General features: G+C 76.5%; 16 protein-coding genes. 5 read left to right on the top strand and 11 right to left on the bottom strand.

What is annotated here, in order from left to right:
* Position 1: 1 nt before the first annotated feature.
* From MTO91_RS13310 to MTO91_RS13300, 3 genes are read right to left on the bottom strand one after another with little or no spacing between them, the layout of a single operon-like run.
* Positions 2-934 (bottom strand): aldose 1-epimerase family protein, encoded by a 933-nt coding sequence (locus tag MTO91_RS13310; protein ID WP_100877823.1) that lies wholly within the window; start codon positions 932-934, stop codon positions 2-4.
* Positions 935-961: 27 nt separating this feature from the next.
* Positions 962-4,504, bottom strand: coding sequence for an AAA family ATPase (locus tag MTO91_RS13305; protein WP_476654747.1), 3,543 nt, complete (start codon positions 4,502-4,504; stop codon positions 962-964).
* Positions 4,501-5,727, bottom strand: a complete 1,227-nt coding sequence (locus MTO91_RS13300) for a metallophosphoesterase family protein (RefSeq protein ID WP_073574958.1) — start codon at positions 5,725-5,727, stop codon at positions 4,501-4,503. The genes MTO91_RS13305 and MTO91_RS13300 overlap by 4 nt, the downstream gene beginning before the upstream one ends.
* Before the next feature lie 223 nt (positions 5,728-5,950).
* On the opposite strand from MTO91_RS13300, the gene MTO91_RS13295 reads away from it, so the two are divergent.
* Both MTO91_RS13295 and MTO91_RS13290 read left to right on the top strand, forming a co-directional pair.
* Complete coding sequence (locus MTO91_RS13295; protein ID WP_062394822.1) at positions 5,951-6,133, top strand: hypothetical protein; 183 nt, start codon at positions 5,951-5,953, stop codon at positions 6,131-6,133.
* Positions 6,130-6,357: a hypothetical protein gene (locus tag MTO91_RS13290; RefSeq protein ID WP_179759914.1), complete on the top strand. Its 228-nt coding sequence runs from the start codon at positions 6,130-6,132 to the stop codon at positions 6,355-6,357. Before MTO91_RS13295 ends, MTO91_RS13290 begins: the two co-directional genes overlap by 4 nt.
* An 8-nt stretch (positions 6,358-6,365) precedes the next feature.
* On the opposite strand, the gene nhaA is transcribed toward MTO91_RS13290, so the two are convergent.
* The 3 genes from nhaA to edd form a co-directional block, all read right to left on the bottom strand.
* Positions 6,366-7,679: a Na+/H+ antiporter NhaA gene (gene nhaA, locus MTO91_RS13285; RefSeq protein WP_476654745.1), complete on the bottom strand. Its 1,314-nt coding sequence runs from the start codon at positions 7,677-7,679 to the stop codon at positions 6,366-6,368.
* A 314-nt stretch (positions 7,680-7,993) separates the two neighbouring features.
* Entirely contained in the window at positions 7,994-8,611 is a 618-nt protein-coding gene (gene eda, locus MTO91_RS13280; RefSeq protein WP_179759916.1) for a bifunctional 4-hydroxy-2-oxoglutarate aldolase/2-dehydro-3-deoxy-phosphogluconate aldolase, read from the bottom strand.
* A gap of 25 nt (positions 8,612-8,636) precedes the next feature.
* Complete coding sequence (gene edd, locus MTO91_RS13275; RefSeq protein WP_476654743.1) at positions 8,637-10,478, bottom strand: phosphogluconate dehydratase; 1,842 nt, start codon at positions 10,476-10,478, stop codon at positions 8,637-8,639.
* Between the two features lie 139 nt (positions 10,479-10,617).
* On the opposite strand from edd, the gene MTO91_RS13270 reads away from it, so the two are divergent.
* A complete protein-coding gene (locus tag MTO91_RS13270; RefSeq protein WP_179759918.1) occupies positions 10,618-11,796 on the top strand; it encodes an ROK family transcriptional regulator in 1,179 nt (392 codons plus the stop codon).
* Positions 11,797-11,801: 5 nt separating this feature from the next.
* On the opposite strand, the gene MTO91_RS13265 is transcribed toward MTO91_RS13270, so the two are convergent.
* Positions 11,802-12,539 carry a GNAT family N-acetyltransferase gene (locus MTO91_RS13265; RefSeq protein ID WP_476654741.1) on the bottom strand — a complete coding sequence of 246 codons (738 nt, stop codon included), beginning with the start codon at positions 12,537-12,539 and terminating at the stop codon, positions 11,802-11,804.
* 135 nt (positions 12,540-12,674) lie between these two features.
* Here MTO91_RS13265 and galK point away from each other — a divergent pair, with 135 nt between their 5' ends.
* Positions 12,675-13,811 carry a galactokinase gene (gene galK / locus MTO91_RS13260; RefSeq protein WP_073574965.1) on the top strand — a complete coding sequence of 379 codons (1,137 nt, stop codon included), beginning with the start codon at positions 12,675-12,677 and terminating at the stop codon, positions 13,809-13,811.
* Between the two features lie 138 nt (positions 13,812-13,949).
* Positions 13,950-15,446 (top strand): glucose-6-phosphate dehydrogenase, encoded by a 1,497-nt coding sequence (gene zwf / locus MTO91_RS13255; protein ID WP_100877830.1) that lies wholly within the window; start codon positions 13,950-13,952, stop codon positions 15,444-15,446.
* Positions 15,447-15,453: 7 nt separating this feature from the next.
* Here the strand turns inward: zwf and MTO91_RS13250 are convergent, their stop codons facing one another.
* The 4 genes from MTO91_RS13250 to cobT all read right to left on the bottom strand — a co-directional run bounded on the left by MTO91_RS13250 (position 15,454) and on the right by cobT (position 19,941).
* Positions 15,454-16,131, bottom strand: coding sequence for a cutinase family protein (locus MTO91_RS13250; protein ID WP_253067601.1), 678 nt, complete (start codon positions 16,129-16,131; stop codon positions 15,454-15,456).
* Between the two features lie 133 nt (positions 16,132-16,264).
* On the bottom strand, positions 16,265-17,008 hold the full coding sequence (gene cobM, locus MTO91_RS13245; protein WP_073574968.1) for a precorrin-4 C(11)-methyltransferase: 744 nt from the start codon (positions 17,006-17,008) through the stop codon (positions 16,265-16,267).
* A 10-nt stretch (positions 17,009-17,018) separates the two neighbouring features.
* Positions 17,019-18,230 (bottom strand): precorrin-6y C5,15-methyltransferase (decarboxylating) subunit CbiE, encoded by a 1,212-nt coding sequence (gene cbiE, locus MTO91_RS13240; RefSeq protein ID WP_073574969.1) that lies wholly within the window; start codon positions 18,228-18,230, stop codon positions 17,019-17,021.
* Entirely contained in the window at positions 18,223-19,941 is a 1,719-nt protein-coding gene (cobT, locus tag MTO91_RS13235) for a nicotinate-nucleotide--dimethylbenzimidazole phosphoribosyltransferase (protein ID WP_476654738.1), read from the bottom strand. The genes cbiE and cobT overlap by 8 nt, the downstream gene beginning before the upstream one ends.
* Between the last annotated feature and the right edge of the window lie 83 nt (positions 19,942-20,024).

Here is a 20,024-nt window from a genome sequence, read left to right as displayed (position 1 = left end):
ATCACCCGGTGGCGTGGACGCCCCAGCGCAGCACCTGGGACTCGCCGGGGACGAGCTCGATCAGGTCGGTGCCCGAGTTCAGCGCGTCCGGCGGGCAGGTCATCGGCTCGACCGCGATCGCCCGCGACGGCGTCACCGCTCCGTCCGGGCCCTGGCGCGGGAAGTCCGACGGGGTGAAGACCTGCACCCAGCCGAACGCCGCGTCGGCCCACAGCTCGGTGCCGCCGCCGTCCCGGGACCCGACGCGGTGCCGGACCCGGCCGTCGGCGCCGCCGTCCGGGCCGTCGCCGGGGGTGCAGCCGCCGAACGCGCTGTCCAGGACCAGCCCGGCGAGCCGGGTCCGGGAGACCGCGCCGTCCAGCGGCCGCGCCGGGCCGTCCGGGAGCTGGTCGCGCAGCGGCAGCTCGGTCCGGGCGGACAGGGTCAGCTCCAGCTCGTCGGTCGGCACGTCACCGACCCGCAGGTACGGGTGGAAGCCGAGGCCGAACGGGACGGGCGCGTCCCCGAGGTTCTCCACGACCGTGGTGACGGTGAGCCCGTCGCGGCCGACGGCGTAGGTCACCGTGACCCGCACCGGCTGCGGCCAGCCGGGCTGCACCGGCGCGACGGCGGTCAGCGTGATCCGGTCCCCCGCCCGCTCCACCGGGGTCCAGGTCACGTGCCGCAGCAGGCCGTGGATGGCGTTGCCGGCGTCCGGCTCGGTCAACGCGAGCTGCCTGCGGGTCCCGCGGTGGGTCCAGGCGCCGCCGCGGACCCGGTTCGGCCAGGGCGCGAGCACCGCGCCGGAGCCCTTCGGCGGGCGGGCCGTGGGCGGGTGCGGCTCGACCCGGACCCGGCCGCCCTGGGAGAAACCGGCCAGCGCCGCCCCGACCTCGTCGACCTCGGCCCGGGAGTCGCCGCTGACGATCACGAACCGTTCACCGCACGCGTCCACGTCGGTGAGTCTCCGTGATCGCTCCGCTCAGCCGGCCAGCGGGGTGGCGCGGGCGGTGTCGGCGTCGCCGACGACCTCGACCGGGGCGGGCGGCCCCAGCTCGGCGACGGTGAACCCGACGCCCGCGTCGCGGGCGAGCCCGACGACGTGCTCGTGGTGGGTGAACAGCAGCACCTGCGCGGTGGCGGCCAGCTCCCCCAGCACGGCGACGGCGGCGGCGCCGCGCTCGTCGTCGAAGGTCATGAGGACGTCGTCGAACACGACCGGCACCGTCGGCAGCCCGGCGGCGACCCGGTCGGCCTGCAGCTGCTCGATCCCGGCCAGGCGCAGCGCGAGGTGCACCTGGTCGGCGGTGCCCTCCGAGAGCCGGGTCGGGGCGAGCTCCTCGCCGTCGGCGCGCACCGCGACCAGGCTGCGTCCGGCGCCGCCCGCGTCGGCCGGGGGCCGCAGCGCGACGAACCGGCCGCCGGTGAGGCGTTCGAGCACCACCCCGGCGCGGACCAGCAGCGGGGAGGCGTGGCTGCGCTCGTAGGCCTCCAGCTCGCGACGCAGGATCTCGCGCTGCAGGTGCAGCACCAGGTAGCGCTCCGCGGCGTCGGCGACGCCGGCGAGCTCGGACTGGGCGCGGGCGTGCAGCTCGGCGGCGCCCTCGGCCTCCTCCAGCTCGCGGCGTCGGGCCCGCAGCCCGCCCAGCTGCTCGCGCACCTCGTCCTGCTCCGCGCCGAGGTCGCGCTCGTGGGCCTGCGCCCGGTCGAGCGCCTCGGTCAGCGCGCCGGGCTCGGTGTCCGGGGCCGCGGCGACCAGCTCGTCGGCGTCGAGGTCGGGGGCGGCGGCGGCCAGCAGGCGCTCCTGCTCGGCGATGCGGGTGTCGAGCCCGGCGACGTGCGCGCCCCGCTGCGCCGCGGCCTCCAGCCCGCCCGGCTCCGGGGCCTCGGTCAGCGCCAGCTCGACGGCGAGCCGGTCCAGCACCGCGGTCGCCGCGGCCGCGCTGCGGGCGGCGCGGGCGGCGTCGTCCTCGGCGGCGGTGATGCCGTCGTCGAGATGGCCGGCCGACACCGCGGCCTTGGTGACCTCGCGGACGCGGTCGGCGAGCTCGCCGAGCCGGTCCGCCGACGCGGTACCGGTCGGTGCGGGCTCCAGGTGCCGCTCCACCAGCGCGACGACGGCCCGGCCGTGGGCGGCCACGGCCCGCTCCAGGCGGCGGGCCTGTTCGTCGTCCTGGCGGGCGAGCGCCCCCGCGGTGCGGGCGTCGGCGACGGTGTCGCGGCGGGTGTCCCAGCCCGCGGGCTCCAGATCGGTGGGCAGCCCGGCGCCGCGCAGCGCGAACCGCCAGCGCTGGGCGGCCAGCTCCCGTTCGTGGCGGGCGGCGTCGGCCGCTCCCCCGGCGCGTTCGGCCTCGCTGCGCAGCCGGGCCAGCAGCACCCGCCGGTCCCGGGCGTGCTCGGCCTCGGTGGCGAGGTCGGCGGCCGCGACGAGCAGCACGTCCAGCGGGGCGCCGTCGCGCGGGCGCCCGGCCGCGGCGAGCGCGGAGCCCAGCGCCCGTTCCTGCACCTCGGCCTGGTCGCGCAGCCGGGCCAGGCGCTCGTCGGCGCGGGCGGCGTCGTCCTCGGCGCGGGCGGCCTCGGCCAGCGCGGCGACGACGGCGTCGGCGTCGTCCGGGTCCGGGACGGCGACGCCGTGCGCCCGCCACAGCGTCGCCCAGGCCGTGCCGGCGGCGGCGGTGCGCTCCCCGGCCGCGGCAGCGGCGGCCGCGGTCCGGGCGGCCTCGGCGTCGGCGGTGTCGAGCTCGGCGTCGCGGTGGGCCAGCTCGGCGACCCGGTCCGCAGAGGCGATCATGTCGTCGGCGACCCGGTCGGCCCCGGCGAGCGCGGCGGACAGCCTGCCCGCGGCCGCGGCGGCGCCGTCCGGGCCCGCGGCGAGCAGCTGCTCCAGCGCGGTGTCACGGGCGGCGCGGGCCGCGGCGAGCGCGTCCGCGCCGACGGGGCGGCCGTCGGCGGCCACCCCGTCGCGGGCGGCCCGGGCGCGGTGCGCGCGGTCCGCGGCGTCCGCGGCGGCCCGCTCGGCGCCGCGCTGGTCCTGCTCGGCGGTGCGCAGCGCGGCCCGCAGCTCCCGGACCTCGCGGCGCGGCGGGGCCAGCACACCGCGACCGTCGACGGCGGGGCCGTCGGGGGTGCCGCGGTACCCGGCCGCGGCGAGCGCTTCGCCGCGCCGGGTGCGGGCGCCGTCGCGGTCGGCGACGGCGGAGCGGCACAGCGCGGCGGCGGAGCCCTCGGCCTCGATCGCGCGGCGGACCTCGGCGACCCGGCCGACCCGGTCGGCGTCGAGACCGCCCGGGACGTCGGCCACCTCGCGGACCTCGGCGAGCGCGTCGGTGTGCAACCGCTCCGCACGGGTCTGCTCCGCGAGCGCCTCGGTGAGGCGGCGGGCGTGCTCGTCGAGGTCGCGGGCCCGGTCGGCCGGCAGGTGGACGGCGGCGAGCCGGTCGGCGGGGCTGCGCCCGTCCTCGGCGACCAGCCCGGCCAACGCGGTCTCCGCGCGGCGGTGGGCCTCGGCGGCGTCGGCGCGCAGCCGGGCCGCCCGCTCGGCGTCGCCGCGGCGGGCCTGCGCGGCGGACTCCAGCTCGCGGACCCGGGTGGCGTCGGCGAGCAGGTCCTCGTCGAGGTCGAGCTCGGCGCGGCGGGCCCGCAGTGCGTCGGCGGTGGCACGGTGCTCGTCGCGGGCGGTCTCGGCGTCGGCCAGCGCGGCGGTGGCGCGGGTGTACTCCTCCAGCGAGGCCGCGTCGAGGGCGGCGCCGGTCGCGCACAGGGCGGCGCGTTCGGCGCGCAGCGCGGCCAGCTCCCGGGCCGGGTCCTGGCCGCGGACGGCTTGCCGGGCCCGGTCCGCCGCCCCCGCCGCCGCGCGACGGGTGCGGGTCAGCTCCGCGGCGCGGCGTTCCAGACGGGCGATCTCCTCGGCCAGCGCCGTCACCTCACCGGCCCGCGACACCCGCTCCCCCACGGCCTTCTCGGTCTCGGTGAACCGGGCGAACGCCGCGCGCACCTCGACCGACCGGTTACCCCGGTGGTCCTTGAACAGGGCGTCGGCCTCGGTGTCCAGCGCGGCGATCAGGGCGCGGGCGTCGCGGCCGCTGCGGGCGGTGAACACCAGCTCGGCGAGGTCCCCCTCTCCCGCGCACAGTGCCCGGCCGCCCTCGCGCAGCTCCTCGTGGCCGAGCCCGAACCCCTCCCGCCAGCGGCGCCGGGCGTCGGCACCGGACTCACCCCAGGGCGGGTCGGCGACGGCGCCGGTGTCGTCGTGCAGGCCGCGGGTGGTGCGGCGGAGCACGGTCTCAACCCCCGCAGCGGCGACCCGGGCCGAGACGGCCAGCCGCGACGGGCCGACGGCGTAGGCGTGGCGCACCGGGCGTGGCATCCCCCACAGCAGGTCGGACAGGGCGTCGAGCAGGGTGGTCTTGCCGGCCTCGTTGGGGCCGGACACGATCGTCAGACCGTCGCCGAGGGTCAGCTCGCGGCCCTCGTAGGCGCCGTAGCGCTCCAGGACCAGGGTCCGCAGCCGCGCGGTCGTGCTCACGACCCGGCCATCCGGGCGAGCAGCTGCTGCTCGGCCTGGCGGGCCAGCGCGGCGAGGCGCTCGTCGTCGCGCAGGTCCAGCAGGCCCGCCTCGCGCAACCGGCGGCCGACCTCGCGTTCCAGCGGGGCGGCGAGCTCGCGGATGCGGTCCGGCTCGGCGGCCAGACCGGCCGCGGCGGCGGACACCGCGGCGGTCAGCTCCGGGTCGACGGCGAGCGCCCCGGCGGGCGGGCGGGTGCGGTTGCGGACCTTCTCCAGCACCGCGCCGCAGCGCTCGGCGAGCAGCTCCAGCTCGGTGCGGACCCCCTCGGCGGAGGTGAGGTCCGCGGCGGCCGGCCCGGCCCCGTGCAGCGTCACCTGGGCGACGACGGTGCGCGGCGCGGCGGCGGCGCACCGCTCGCGCAGCGCGGACTCGACGGCCTCGTAGACCTCGTCCGCGCCGCCGAGTCCGGCGATGTCGACCTCGACCAGCTCCCAGCGGGCGACGTCGAGGACCAGCGGGGTGACCGTCGCCCACCGCTCGGGGGCCGCGTCGACGAGCAGGGCGCCCTTCGCGCCGCGCTCCTGCGGGTGGCGGCCCTGCAGGTTCCCGGAGAACCAGGCCGGGTGCGGGCCGTCGCAGACGGCGCGCTGCTCGTGCACGTGGCCGAGGGCGAAGTACTCGTAGCCGCAGCCGGACAGGTCCTCGGGGCGGCAGGGGGCGTAGGTGTCGTGCCGGTCGTCACCCTGCACCGAGGTGTGCAGCATGCCGACGTTGACCAGGCCGGGGATCCGGTCGGGGTAGGCGGGGACGAGGTTCTCCAGCACCGCGCGGCGGGCGAAGCCCTGGCCGTGCACGGCCAGGCCGAGGTCGTCGTCGACGACGGTCTCGGGCGCGTCCACCGAGAGCCGGTGGGTGTTGGGCGGCAGCCGCAGCGACCGGGTGATCTCGGACTCGGCGTCGTGGTTGCCGCTGATGAGGAACACCGGGATGCCCTCGTCGTGCAGCCGCGAGAGCTGCCGGACGAAGAACGCGCCGGTCGCGTAGTCCTTCCAGTCGCCGTCGTAGACGTCACCGGGCAGCACGAGCGCCTCGGCCCGGGAGTCGACGACCGCGTCGACGAGGTTCTCGCAGGCCCGCCGGGTCGCCGCGCGCAGCGTCGTGGCGAGCCCGGAGTCGCCGAGCCGCGACAGGCCGCGCAGCGGGCTGTCGAGGTGCAGGTCGGCGGCGTGCACGAAGCGCACGGAGGAACTCCCGGAGCGGTCGGGTACGGGGAACCGCCGAGTCTAGGACGGGGCCCCCACCGTTCCCCGCCGCGACACCGCCCGCCCGCTCACCGATGACGACGCCGCAGGTCAGGTGGGGCGGACCACACAGCGGCGCCGGTCACGTTCCGGTGTCCGGACGATGGCCCGTGGGTGGATCCTGGGCGTCCGATCCCGAGAGAGAGCCGCGAGGTCGAGCCCGATGATCCAGCTCTGCGAGCGCTGCTACGCCCCCGTCGACGCCGCGACCGAACGCGTCTACCGGTTGTCCCACATCGAGTCGGCCGACGCGGCCGGCGAGGTGACCTGGCGCGAGGCCGTCGTGCACGTCGCGGCGTGCGTCCCCGCGGGCACCGTCGTCCCGGCCGGGCGGTGGGCCGCGTGATCCGGGACGCGTTGTGCGAGCGCTGCCTCAACCCGATCGACCCGACCCGCGAGCCGCTGCGGATGCGCACCCACGGCGGCACCGCGGCCGACGGCGGACCGGCCCGCAGCTTCGTGCACGCCCTGCCGTGCGTGCGCCCGGACACCGGTGACTGGGACCGCGGGCGCCGCGGCCTGTCACCGGCCGCGGTGCGGCACGCCGCGGCCCGCGCCGACCACCGCTGACCCGGCGCTCACCCGTCCCGGTGGGGGTCGCCCTCCTGGTAGACGTCCGGCACCCCGTCACCGTCGGCGTCACGCGTCTCGATCTGCTCGATCCGCCGGTAGTGGGCGTTGCGGGCGCGCAACACCACGGTGGCGAGCAGGGCCGCGAGCAGTGAACCGGCCAGCACACCGATCTTGACGTGGTCGTCCTGCGGGGTTCCGGTCCCGAAGGCCAGCTCGCCGACCAGCAGGGACACGGTGAACCCGATCCCGGCGAGCTGGGCGAGACCGAGCAGGTCCCACCAGGACAGATCGTCGGACAGCCGGGCCCGAGTGAACCGCTGCACGAGCCAGGTCGCGCCGAGCACACCGACGGTCTTGCCGAGCACCAGGCCGGCGACGATGCCGAGGGTGACGGTGTCGAGCAGGGCGCCGCCGATCCCCCCGCCCTCGCCACCGACGACGGTGACCCCGGCGGCGAAGAACGCGAACACCGGTACCGCGAACCCGGCCGACAACGGGCGCCAGCGGTGCTCGAAGTGCTCCGACAGCGACACCCCGTGCACCCGGCGACGCCCCAGGACCGGCACCGCGAACCCGAGCAGGACCCCGGCGACGGTGGCGTGCACCCCCGACTCGTGGACCAGCACCCACGTGACCGCGGCGAGCGGCAGCAGCACCCACCAGGAACGGATCCCACGCTGCACCGCGAGGGTGAACAGTGCGAGCGGTACGAGGGCACCGAGCAGCGCGGGCACCGACAGCTGGTCGGTGTAGAAGACCGCGATGATCGTGATGGCCAGCAGGTCGTCGACGACGGCGAGGGTCAGCAGGAAGGTCCGCAGCGCGGTGGGCAGGTGCGTCCCGATGACGGCGAGCACCGCGAGCGCGAACGCGATGTCGGTGGCCGTCGGGATGGCCCAGCCGACCAGGGCGTCGCGGTTCGCGAGGTTGATCGCGACGTAGACCAGGGCGGGCACCGCCATGCCGCCGACGGCCGCCGCCACCGGCAGCAACGCCGTCCGCGGGTCGCGCAGGTCCCCGGCCAGGAACTCGCGTTTGAGCTCCAGCCCGACGACGAAGAAGAAGATCGCGAGCAGACCGTCGGCGGCCCAGGTCGCGAGCGACAGGTCCAGATGCAGCGCGGCGGGCCCGACGGTGAACTCCGACAGCGCCGTGTACGTGTCGCGCCAGGGCGAGTTGGCGAACAGCAGCGCGACCGCGGCCGCGATGACGAGCAGGACGCCCCCGACGGTCTCGGTGCGCAGCACGTCGGCGACGCGACGGGCCTGCGCCCACGAGCCGCGGGAGAACAGGCGACGGGAGGCGGGGGTGGTGTTCACGGGGCTCCGGGGAGGTCGGGAGGGCAGGGGACAGCGCTCGCCGACCAGACTTCCCGGCACACCGAACGAGATCCTAACGGTCCCGGGCCCCCGCGTCAGCCCGTTCGAGGCGCTCGCCACCTCCCGCACCGGATGCCCGGGGGCGGCCCCCTCGTGCCGTCCCCGGGCATCAGGATCGCGTCAGGACCCGGCCCGTCGGTGTCGCCGCGGGCGCACGATGACGCGATGAGCGACATCGCCGGGTGGGCGCTGATCCTGGTCTATCTCCTGCTGGCCGTGGCGGCGGCCAGGACCGTGCTCGTGGGCCCGCGCCGTCAGCCCAGCGCGGCGGCGGCCGCGGCGAGGCCGCGGATCCGGTCGAACTCCCCCGCGGCGACGGCGTCGGCCGGGGTGAGCCAGGAGCCCCCGACGCAGGAGACGTTGGGCAGCGCCAGGTAGCCCGGTGCCGAGTCGACGGTGATCCCACCGGTCGGGCAGAACCGCAGGTCCGGCAGCGGCCCGGCGACCGATTGCAGGAACGGGCGCCCGCCCGCGGCCTCGGCGGGGAAGAACTTGCAGGCGGTGTGACCGCGCTCGGCGACGGCCATCATCTCCGAGATCGTCGCGGTGCCGGGGAGGAAGTCCAGCCCGGAGTCCTCCATCGCGTCGAGCAGCCGCGGCGTCGCACCGGGGCTGACCAGGAATCGGGCGCCCGCGTCGACCGACGCGCGGACGTCGTCGGGGGTGCGGACGGTCCCGGTGCCGACGACGGCGTCGGGCACCTCGGCCGCGATCCGGCGGACGGCCTCGAGCGCGGCCGGGGTCCGCAGGGTCACCTCGATGACCGGCAGTCCGCCGTCCACCAGGGCACGGGCGAGCGGGACGGCCGTCGCGGCGTCGTGCAGCACGACGACGGGGACGACGGGGGCCAGCTCCAGCAGCTTCTCGCTCATGGTTCCTCTCGGACGGGACGGTCCCTCAGTGGGGCAGGACGACGGTCGCACCGGAGTCGGCGGGCCCGACCGCGGCGCGGAACGCGGCGAACAGCTCGCGTCCGGTGCCCGTCGTCGGGCCGGACGGGCCGGCGGGCCGGGCGGGCTCGCGGGCGTCGAACTCGTCGGCGTCGACCAGCAGGGACAGGGTGCCGTTCAGGGTGTCCAGGCGTACCAGGTCGCCGTCGCGCACGTTCCGCAGCGGTCCGCCCTGCGCGGCCTCCGGGGTGACGTGCAGCGCGGCGGGGACCTTGCCCGAGGCGCCGGACATGCGACCGTCGGTGACGATCGCGACCTGGTGCCCGCGGTCCTGCAGCAGTCCCAGCGCGGGTGTCAGCTTGTGCAGCTCGGGCATGCCGTTGGCGCGCGGTCCCTGGTACCGGACGACGGCGACCAGGTCACGCCCGTCGAGCTCGCCCGCGGTGAACGCGGCCAGCAGGTCGTCCTGGTCGTCGAAGACCACGGCCGGTGCCTCGACGACGCGGTGGTCGGGCTCGACGGCGGAGGTCTTGACCACCGAGCGGCCCAGGTTGCCGTGCAGCACGCGCAGCCCGCCGTCCGGGGAGAACGGGTCGGCGACCGAACGCAGCACCGACTTGTCCAGGCTCTCCGTGGTGCCCTCACGCCACACGAGGGTGTCCCCGTCGAGGAAGGGCTCGCGGGTGTAGCGGGACAGGCCGGGACCGTCGACCGTGCGGACGTCGTCGTGGGCCAGGCCGTGGTCGAGCAGCTCGCGGATGAGCAACTGCATCCCGCCGGCGGCGTGGAAGTGGTTCACGTCCGCCGTGCCGTTGGGGTAGATTCGGGCCAGCAGCGGCACGACGGTGGACAGGTCCGAGAAGTCGTCCCAGGTGATCTGCACGCCCGCGGCGGCGGCCATCGCGACCAGGTGCATCGTGTGGTTGGTGGAGCCGCCGGTGGCCAGCAGCGCGACGATCCCGTTGACCACGGCCTTCTCGTCGACGACCGCACCCATCGCCTTGTCCGGGTCACCCGCGGCGTCGAGCGCGCGGTGGGCGACCTCATCGGTCAGGGCGTCGCGCAGCGCGGTGCCGGGGTTGACGAACGACGACCCCGGCAGGTGCAGGCCCATGACCTCCATCAGCAGCTGGTTGGAGTTCGCGGTGCCGAAGAAGGTGCAGGTCCCCGGGCCGTGGTAGCTGGCCGACTCCGCCTCGAGCAGCTCGGCGCGGTCGGCCTCGCCCGCGGCGAACGCCTGCCGGACGCGGGCCTTCTCCTTGTTCGGCAGGCCCGAGGTCATCGGACCGGCGGGTGCGAGCAGCACCGGCAGGTGCCCGAAGGACAGCGCGCCCATCACCAGCCCGGGGACGATCTTGTCGCAGACCCCGAGCAGCACCGCGGCGTCGAACATGTCGTGGCTCAGCGCGACGGCGGTGGACAGGGCGATGACATCGCGGGAGAACAGCGACAGCTCCATGCCGGCGCGGCCCTGGGTGATGCCGTCGCACATGGCGGGGACCCCGCCGGCGACCTGGGCGACTCCGCCCGCGGCACGGGCCGCGGCCTTGATCCGCCCGGGGTAGGTCTCGAACGGCTGGTGGGCCGAGAGCATGTCGTTGTAGGCGGTGACGATGCCGATGTTGCGGGCGGGCGACGCGGTGAGGGTCAGCTTGTCCGGCCCGCACGCGGCGACCGCGTGGGCGAGGTTCGCGCAGCCGAGGTCGGCGCGGCCGGGGCCGGCGGCGGGCCCCGCGGCGGCGGCCGCGCGGATGCGCTCGAGGTAGGCGGCGCGGGTGGTGGCCGAGCGGGCGGTCACCCGTCGGGTGACGGCGTCGACGACGGGGTGCAGCGGCACGGAAGCGGTCACGGTACGTCGATCTCCAGGTGGTGGGGTGCGTGGCGAACCGTTCAATAGGCACTCTACCGACTGACTTATGTACTCACAAGACGTTAGTGAGACCCGATCAGCGTTTCACCAGGTCGAAGCCCTGTGGTTCACTGGACGAATGCGAGGACGCACCCCGACCAGCGCGCCCGCCACGGCGGGCGAGATCTTCCGGTTGGTCCGGGACGGCGTGGCCGGGACCCGGACCGAGATCGGTCGCGAGACCGGCCTGTCCCGGACCGCGGTCGCCGCGCGCGTCGACCGGCTGCTCGCCGACGGCCTGGTCACCGAGGTGGTCGGCGCCGCCGCGACCGGCGGACGGCCGGCCGCGCGCCTGGAGTTCAACGCCGCGGGCGGCACCGTGCTGGCGCTGTCGGTCGGCGTCAGCCGGTCCAAGGCCGCCGTGTGCGATCTGTCCGGCGCCGTGCTCGCCGAGGAGGTCGTGGACATCCCCGCCTCCGCCGGGCCGGAGCACCTGCTCTCCGAGGCGGTCATCCGGCTGGAGAAGCTGCTGCTCACCGCCGGTGTCGACGACGCCACGATCCGCGGCATCGGGTTGTCGATCCCCGGCACCGTCGACGGCGCACGCGGCTGGTCGGTGGGTGTCCCCGCGCTGCCCGGCTGGGAGCGGATCGCGCTGCCGCCGCTGCTCACCGCCCGCTTCCCCGCCCCGGTGCTGGTCGACAACGACGTGAACGTCATGGCCCTGGCCGAGCACGACGCCCACCCCGACGTCGACGACCTGCTGATGGTCAAGATCGGCTCCGGGGTCGGCGCCGGGCTCGTCTGCGGCGGGGTGCTGCAGCGCGGCGCCTGGGGCGCGGCCGGCGAGATCGGGCACACCCCGGTCCACGACGGGCCGGGCATCGGCTGCGGCTGCGGCAACATCGACTGCCTGGAGGTGCTGGCCTCGGGCCGCGCCCTGGTGCGCGACCTCGCCGAGTGCGGGCAACCGGTCACCGCGATCGCCGACGTCGTCGCCCTGGTCAAACAGGGCGACCCGGACGCGGTGCGGCTGGTGCGCATCGCCGGGCGCCGGCTCGGCGAGGTCCTCGCCGCCGCGGTGAACCTGGTCAACCCCGCGCTGGTCGCGATCGGCGGGGACCTGGTCGGGGCGTTCGACCCACTCGTCGCGGGCGTGCGGGAGGCGATCTACCGGCGCTCGATGGCCGCGGCCACCCAGAACCTGCGCATCGAGCCGGGACTGCTCAGCGGGCGGTCGGGCGTGATGGGCTGCGCGATCCTGGTGCTCGACGAGGTGCTCTCCCCCGGCTCCGTCGACGCCGCCCTGTCGGCCTGAGCCGCTCAGCGGTGCGGCGCGCGGAGCAGGTCGAACCGCATCGTGCGCGACAGCGTGAACCCCATCGCCTCGTAGAGCCGGATCGCGCCGCGGTTGTCCGCGGCCGCGTGCAGCACCGGGCGCTCACCGCGGGCGACGATCCCGGCGGCGACGGCGTCGACCAGGCGGCGGGCCAGCCCCCGGCCCCGGAACTCCGGGGCGGTGCAGACAGCGCTGATCTCGGTCGCCCCGGCGGCGCCCTCAGCGCCGATCCGCATCCGCTCCCCCGCCATCGCGACCAGCCGGCCGTCGTGGCGGACGCCGAGGTAGCGACCCAGCTCGGCGGTGCGCGCCAGCCAGGGCCCGGGCCGGGTACGACCGGTCAGCTCCGCCATCTCCGCCCGGTCCGACGGTCCCAGCTCGACGAGGTCGTCCGCGTCCGCGCCCGGCACCGCGCCGCCGTCCATCTGCACCCCGGGAAACGCGCGCAGCAGCTCCCAGCCCGCCGGGATCCGCGGCGGCCCGGCGGCGGCGCGCACCACCACGACCTCGCTGCCCGGCGCGCAGAGCGCCGCGAGGTCGGCCCAGTCCCCGGCGCTGCCGTGCCCGTCGGCGTCGAGCGGGAGCGCCGCGAAGGGCGACACCTCCGGGTCGAAGCGCGCCGCGGCACCGCGGGTCGCGCCGAAGCCGGCCAGCCGCCCGCGCAGGGCGGAGGCCACCGGGTCGGTCAGGGCGGTGTCGAGGCGGTCGGGGGCGTCGGGCACGGCCGTCATCGTGCCCCGGCGCCCCGGCCACCCGGCGCAGGGGTCGGCTACCGTGCCCGCGCCCCCGGCCGCCACCTGCCGCGGGATCCGTCCCGATCATGCCACCGACCACGCACCAGTACGTCCGGAGCTGCCATGTCCACCGTCGCCGACGCCTTCGCCACCCGTCACGGGGCGGCCCCGACCGGGGTCTGGTTCGCCCCCGGGCGGGTCAACCTGATCGGCGAGCACACCGACTACAACGACGGCTTCGTGCTGCCCTTCGCGCTGCCGCACCGGGCCGTCGTCGCCGCGGCGCCCGCGGCCGGGGGCCGCAGCCGGGTCCGGTCGGTGCAGGAGCCGGGCGCCCCGGTGGAGTTCTCCGCGGCCTCCGTGGTGCCCGGCGAGGTGCCCGGCTGGGCGGCCTACGTGGCCGGGACCTGCTGGGCGTTCCGCGAGGCCGGCTACCCGGTGGGCGAGGTGGAGCTCGAGCTGGACTCCGACGTGCCGGTCGGGGCCGGGCTGTCGTCGTCGGCGGCGGTGGAGTGCGCGGTCGGCGTCGCGCTCGCCGGGCTCGCCGGGGCCGACGTCGACCCGACCACGCTGGCCCGGATCGCGCGGCGCGCGGAGAACGAGTTCGTCGGCGCCCCCACGGGCGGCATGGACCAGATGGCCTCGATGCACGGGCGCGCCGGCCGGCTGGTGTTCCTCGACACCCGCGGTGACACCGTCGAGCTGGTCCCCTTCGACCTGCCGGCGCACGACCTGGAGCTGCTGGTCATCGACACCCGGGCGCCGCACGCGCACGCCTCGGGCGAGTACGGCGCCCGGCGCGCCGACTGCGAGGCCGCGGCCGCCGCCCTCGGCGTCCCGGCCCTGCGGGACGCGGGCCCGGACGACCTGCCCCGGATCGCCGACGAGCGGATCCGGCGCCGGGCCCGGCACATCGTGACCGAGAACGCCCGGGTCGTCGAGACCGTGCGGCTGCTGTCGGGCGGCGCGGACCCGCGGGCGATCGGGCCCCTGCTCGACGCCTCGCACACCTCGATGCGCGACGACTTCGAGATCACCGTCCCGCACGTCGACGTGGCCGTCGAGGCGGCCCGCGACGGCGGCGCGACCGGCGCGCGGATGACCGGCGGCGGCTTCGGCGGCTGCGTGATCGCGCTGGTGGAGGCCGACGGGGCGGCCGCGGTCACCGCCTCGGTGCGGGAGGCCTTCGCGCAGCGCGGCTGGGCCGAACCGGTCGTGTTCCCGGGCACGCCGTCGGACGGGGCGGGCCGGCTGACCTGACCGGGGTCCCTTCCGCCTTTCGTGAGCGGAACGGAATCGGTACAGTACGGAAGTGCCCGTCACGCGGGCCCTGGCACCGCTCGACCCGCACCCGTTCGCTTACCGAGGAGACGGCTCGTGCCGCACCCCCTTCCCGTCATGGACCCCGCCGACGTCGTCGTGTTCGGCGGCACCGGCGATCTCGCGATGCGCAAGCTGCTGCCGGCGCTCTACCTCCGCGACCGCGACGGCCAGCTCGCCGACGACACCCGCATCGTCGCCGTGTCCCGATCAGGGCTCGACGACCCCGGCTACCGCGACAAGGTCGACTCCGAGCTGCGGCGCACCGCGCCGCGCTGGGCAGGCCCCGACGCCTGCGCCGACGACGCGCAGCACCACCGCTTCCTGGACCGGCTGCACCACGTGACCCTCGACGTCGCCGACGACGACTGGTCGCTGCTGTCGGAGCTGATCGGGGCACCCTCCCCGAGGCGCACCCGGGTGCTCTACCTCGCCTCCGCCCCGCAGCTGTTCGGGCGGATCTGCGTCGGCAGCGCGGCCGCCGGCATCGTCGACGACCGCACCCGCGTCGTGCTGGAGAAGCCGCTGGGCACCGACCTGGCCTCGGCGCAGGCGATCAACGACGAGGTCGGCTCGGTCTTCGCCGAGGAGCAGATCTACCGGATCGACCACTACCTCGGGAAGGAGACGGTGCAGAACCTGCTGGTCCTGCGCTTCGGCAACTCCCTGTTCGAGCCGCTGTGGAACGCCTCGCAGATCGACCACGTGCAGATCACCGTCGCCGAGTCGATCGGCGTCGGGAACCGCGCCGACTACTACGACGGCTCCGGCGCGCTGCGCGACATGGTGCAGAACCACCTGCTGCAGCTGCTGTGCCTGGTCGCGATGGAGCCGCCGGCCAAGATCGACGGCGAGGGCGTGCGCGACGAGAAGCTCAAGGTCCTGCAGTCGCTGCGGCCGCTCGACGGCCCGGACGTCGTGCGCGACACCGTGCGCGGGCAGTACGCCGAGGGTCTCGTCGACGGCACCGCCGTGCCCGGCTACGCCACCGAGCTGGCCGAGTCGCGCGCCGGGACCCCGCGGGAGCGGGAGCGGTCCTCGACCGAGACCTTCGTGGCGCTGCGCGCCGAGGTCGCCAACTGGCGCTGGGCCGGGGTGCCGTTCTACCTGCGCACCGGCAAGCGACTGGCGACGCACGCGTCGGAGATCGTGGTGCAGTTCAAGCCGGTCCCGCACTCGATCTTCCCGGCGTTCGGCGAGGAGATCCCGGCCAACCGGCTCGTCCTGCGGCTGCAGCCCGACGAGGGCGTCCGCCTGCACATGACGGCCAAGCAGCCCGGCCCCGGCGGCATCCGCCCGATCCCGGCGCCGCTGGACCTGAGCTTCGCCCGCACCTTCGGCGACCGGCTGCCCGACGCCTACGAGCGGCTGCTCATGGACGTGCTGCGCGGCAACCCGACACTGTTCATGCGCCGCGACGAGATCGAGGCCGCGTGGCGCTGGGCCGAGCCGATCCTGCGGACCTGGGAGGCCACCGACCAGCGGCCCCGCCCCTACTCCGCGGGCAGTCACGGCCCGGCCTCGGCCACCGCGCTGATCGAGCGCGACGGCCGGGCCTGGCACGAGGACTACTGAGCCGGGTTCAGCCCCCGATCCGTCCCAGGGCGAACGTGGTGGCGGCGGTCCGGTCGCTCGCGTAGCGGTAGTGGCCGCCGCCGCTCGCCCCGCGCTGACAGAAGTTGTCGGTGGCGTTGCAGTAGGAGCGGATCGACGAGGCGTAGGCCGACAGCGCGCCGCGGGAGCGCGGGAACACGCCGTTGCGGGCCGCGGAGTAGCTGCCGGTGTTGTAGCTCTCACGGCCATTGAACGTCGGGTCGCCGAACAGCACCACCGCCGGGATGCGGTCGGCTCCGGGGACGCCACCGCCGGCCAGGGTGTCCCCGACGACCTGGGCACCCTGCGAGTACCCGATCAACACGAACCGGGTGGACGGGCACTGCGACGACGTCGACGACAGCCGGCTGCGCAGCGCGGACACCCCCTGGCGCACGCTGCTCGCGTAGTTGCTCAGCGTCGCCGGGTAGACCAGGTCATGGGTCCGGACGGTCTGCGTCGACCGTGACCGGATCGACGACGCCAGCGGACCGGCGATGCTGCCGCCGCCCTGGGCCTCGGTGCTGCCGCGTACGGCGATCGTCTCGATCTGTGGGCACCCGCTCGGCGGGGCGGGTGCGGCGCCCGCCGTGGGGGCGGCGACGACGCCCGCCAGCGCGATGCCGGCCACGGCCGCGATCACGGTGACGACACTCCTGATGTGCACGGCTTTCCCCTTCCTACACGGATCCGATCCACCGATCGGGCGTATCAAGTGGGCCATGCGCAGACGCATCGGATGATCTTTGCGCGCCGAGATCCCGGCTTCGCGCGGCGAGCGGAGGGCGAACGGTCGGGCCTCAGCTCCGGCAGCGGTCCGAGCTGTAGAGGTGCGAGTCCGGGAAGTGCCGGGCCGCCAGCGCCTCCCCGACGATGATCACGGCGGTGCGCTGGATCCCGGCCTCGTCGACGGCCTTGGGCATCTGCTCCAGGGTCCCGCGCAGCACGATCTCGTGTGCACGCGACGCGTGTGCCACCACCGCGGCCGGGCAGTCGCCGCCGTAGGAGGGGGCCAGGGCGTCGACGACCTCGGCGATCCGGTGCACGGCCAGGTGCAGCACCACGGTGCCGCCGGCGGCGCCCAGCTTGTCGAGTCCCTCGTTCTCCGGCATCGGGGTCGCGCGCGCGGCGATCCGGGTGAGGGTGACGGTCTGGGCGACCGTGGGGACGGTGAGCTCGCGGCCCAGCGCCGCGGCCGCCGCCGCGTAGGCGGGGACTCCGGGGCACACGTCGTAGGGCACGCCCTCGGTCTCCAGGCGGCGCATCTGCTCGGCCATCGCCGAGAACACCGACGGGTCCCCCGAGGCGAGGCGGGCGACGTCGAGCCCGTGCCGGTGCGCGCGCACCATCTCGTCGAGAATCTCGTCGAGGGTCATCAGCGCGGTGTCGACGGTGCGGGCGCCGGGCGGGCAGATCTCCAGCATCTCCGGCGGCACCAGGCTGCCCGCGTAGAGGCAGACCGGCGCGGCCGCGATGAGGTCGCGGGCCCGCAGCGTCAGCAGGTCGACCGCACCGGGTCCGGCCCCGATGAAGTGCACCGTCACAGCTCGGTCCTCACAGAACGTTCCTCCAGCTCCACAGGGTCACGGGCATGGCGGGGCGCCATCCGTGGAAGCCGCCGACGGGGACGGCGCGGGCGACCTGCACCCGTACGAGGTCCCCGCCGTGTGCGGCGTGGGCGGCGGCCAGGGCCGCCTCGGTCTGGACGGTGACCGCGTTGGCGACCAGGCGACCGCCCGGGCCCAGCGCGGCCAGGCAGGCGTCGAGGACGCCCTCGCGGGTCAGCCCGCCGCCGACGAACACGACGTCGGGCCGTTCCAGCCCGGCCAGTACGTCCGGCGCGGGACCGGTCACCACCCGCAGGCCGGGGACACCGAGCGCCGCGGCATTGGCGGCGACCCGGTCGGCGCGCTCGGGGCGGGTCTCGACGGCGATCGCGCGGCACCGCGGGTGCGCGCGCATCCACTCGATGCCGATCGACCCGGACCCGGCGCCGATGTCCCACAGCAGCTCCCCCGCGCGGGGCGCGAGGTGGGCGAGGGTGACGGCGCGGACCTCGCGCTTGGTGAGCTGACCGTCGTGGTCGTAGGTGTCGTCGGGCAGGCCGGGTGCCTCCCCCGGCGGGACGAGCCCGGCGTCGGGGACGCACTCGAGCGCGACGACGTTCAGCGCGTCCGCGTCGCCCCGCCAGGCCGCGGCGGTGGCGGACACCCGGCGCTCGTCGGGCGCACCGAGCCGCTCCAGCACCGTCATCCGCGAGTCGCCCCATCCGGCGCCGGCGAGCAGCCCGGCGATCTCGGTGGGTGACCCGGCTCCGGCCGAGAGCACGACCAGCCGGGCGCCCGGGGCCAGCGCCCGGCGCAGCGCGTCGAGCGGGCGGCCCACGACGCTCAGCACCGCCACGTGCTCCGAGCCCCAGCCCAGCCGGGCGCAGGCCAGCGCCACCGACGACGGGTGGGTCAGCACCCGCAGCCGGTCCGGCCCGGCGACGCGGGCCAGCGTGGCGCCGATCCCGAAGAACATCGGGTCGCCGGAGGCGAGCACCGCGACGCGCCGGTCGGCGAGGGAGTCGAGGATCCCCGGCAACGCCGGGACCAGCGGCGACGGCCACGCCCGCCGGTCCCCCGCCACGTCGGCGGGCAGCAGGTCGAGCTGGCGGGGCCCGCCGAGCAGCACCTCGGCGTCGCGGAGCGCGTCGCGGTGGGTCTCCGGCAGCCCGGCCCAGCCGTCGGCGCCGATCCCGACGACGGTGAGCGGGTCACCCACCGGTCTTGTCCGTGACCCCGGCGGCGTCGAAGGTGGCGACGTCGGCCATCGCCCGCGCCGCGCCCTGCAGCACCGGCAGCGCGAGCAGCGCGCCGGTGCCCTCGCCGAGGCGCATGTCGAGCTCCAGCAGCGGCGCGAGGCCGAGGTGGTCCAGGGCGAGCGCGCCGCCCGGCTCGGCGGAGCGGTGCCCGCCCAGGCAGTAGCCGACGACGTCCGGCGCGAACGCGGCGGCGACCAGGGCGGCGGAGCCGGCGATGACGCCGTCGAGCACCACCGGGACGCGCAGCGCGGCGGCGCCCAGGACGAACCCGGCCAGCCCCGCGTGCTCCAGCCCGCCGACGGCGGTGAGCACCCCGAGCGGGTCGGCCGGGTCGGGCCGGTGCAGCTCCAGGGCGCGGCGCACGACGTCGGCCTTGCGGGCCAGGGTCTCGTCGTCGACGCCGGTGCCGCGCCCGGTCGCGACGGCCGGGTCGGCGCCGGTGAACGCGCACACCAGCGCGGCCGCGGCGGTAGTGTTGGCGATGCCCATATCCCCGGTGAGCAGGCAGCGGTTCCCGGCGGCGACCAGGTCGCGGGCGACCTCGATGCCGTGCTCGAGCGCGGCGCGGGCCTGCTCGCGGGTCATGGCCGGGCCGGTGGTCATGTCGGCGGTGCCGCGGGCGACCTTGCGGGGCAGCAGGCCGGGCACCGGGTCGAGCCCGGCGGCCACCCCGACGTCGACGACGAGGACCTCCGCCCCGAGCTGGCGGGCGAACGCGTTCACCACCGCACCGCCCGCGGTGAAGTTCGCGACCATCTGTGCGGTGACCTCCTGCGGCCACGGGGTGACGCCCTGGGCGTGCACGCCGTGGTCGCCGGCGAAGATCGCGACCGCGGCCGGGGACGGCACCGGCGGCACCTCGGCCCCGGCGATCCCGGCGAGCGCGACGGCCACGTCCTCCACCCGGCCGAGCGCGCCACGCGGCTTGGTCATCCGGTCGAGCCGGTCGCGGGCCGCGGCCCGGGCGACCCCGTCGACCGGTGCGACGGCGTCCACGGTGGACTCCAGCAGGGCGGTGGGCGCGGCGCCGGGCAGCCCGCGGGCGCCCCAGGTGTCCTGGTGCACCGCCCAGTCCAGCGGGCGCCGCCGGGCCCAGCCGTGCTGTTCCAGCTCGGGCCGGTCGGGGAAGGCGTCGACATGGCCGACGCACAGGTAGGCGACGACCTCGACGTGCGCGGGCAGCCCGAGCAGCGCGCCGAGCTCGGTGAGGCCGTCGTCGCCGAAGAACGACACCCAGCCGACCCCGAGGCCCTCGGCGCGGGCGGCCAGCCACAGGTTCTGCACCGCGAGGGCGGCGGAGTACGGACCCATCTCGGGGCGTTCGTGGCGGCCGAGGGTGTGCCGGCCGCCGCGGGTGGCGTCGGCGGTCACGACGACGTTCAGCGGGGTCTCGCGGATCGCCTCCACCCGGATCGCGCGCAGCGCCTCGGCGCGGGCGGCGGGCAGCGACGCGGCGTAGCGGTCGCGCTGGGCGGAGACGAGGGCGTGCACGCGCTCGCGGACGCCCGCGTCGCGGACCAGGACGAAGTCCCAGGGCTGGGAGAACCCGACGCTCGGGGCGGCGTGCGCGGCCTGCAGGACGCGGGTGAGGACCTCGTCGTCGACCGGGTCGGGCCGGAAGCCGGTGCGTACGTCGCGGCGGGAGTGCAGGACGTCGTAGAAGTCCGTCACGTCGGCATTCCTCCTGCGGTACACGGCTCGGCGACGGATGAGACGACCACACGTCCGTAGAGGTGGTCAACTGTCCCTTCGGG

The sequence above is a fragment of the Pseudonocardia sp. 2-7 genome (assembly GCF_056341085.1).
This window is presented reverse-complemented; position numbering and strand designations above follow the sequence as displayed.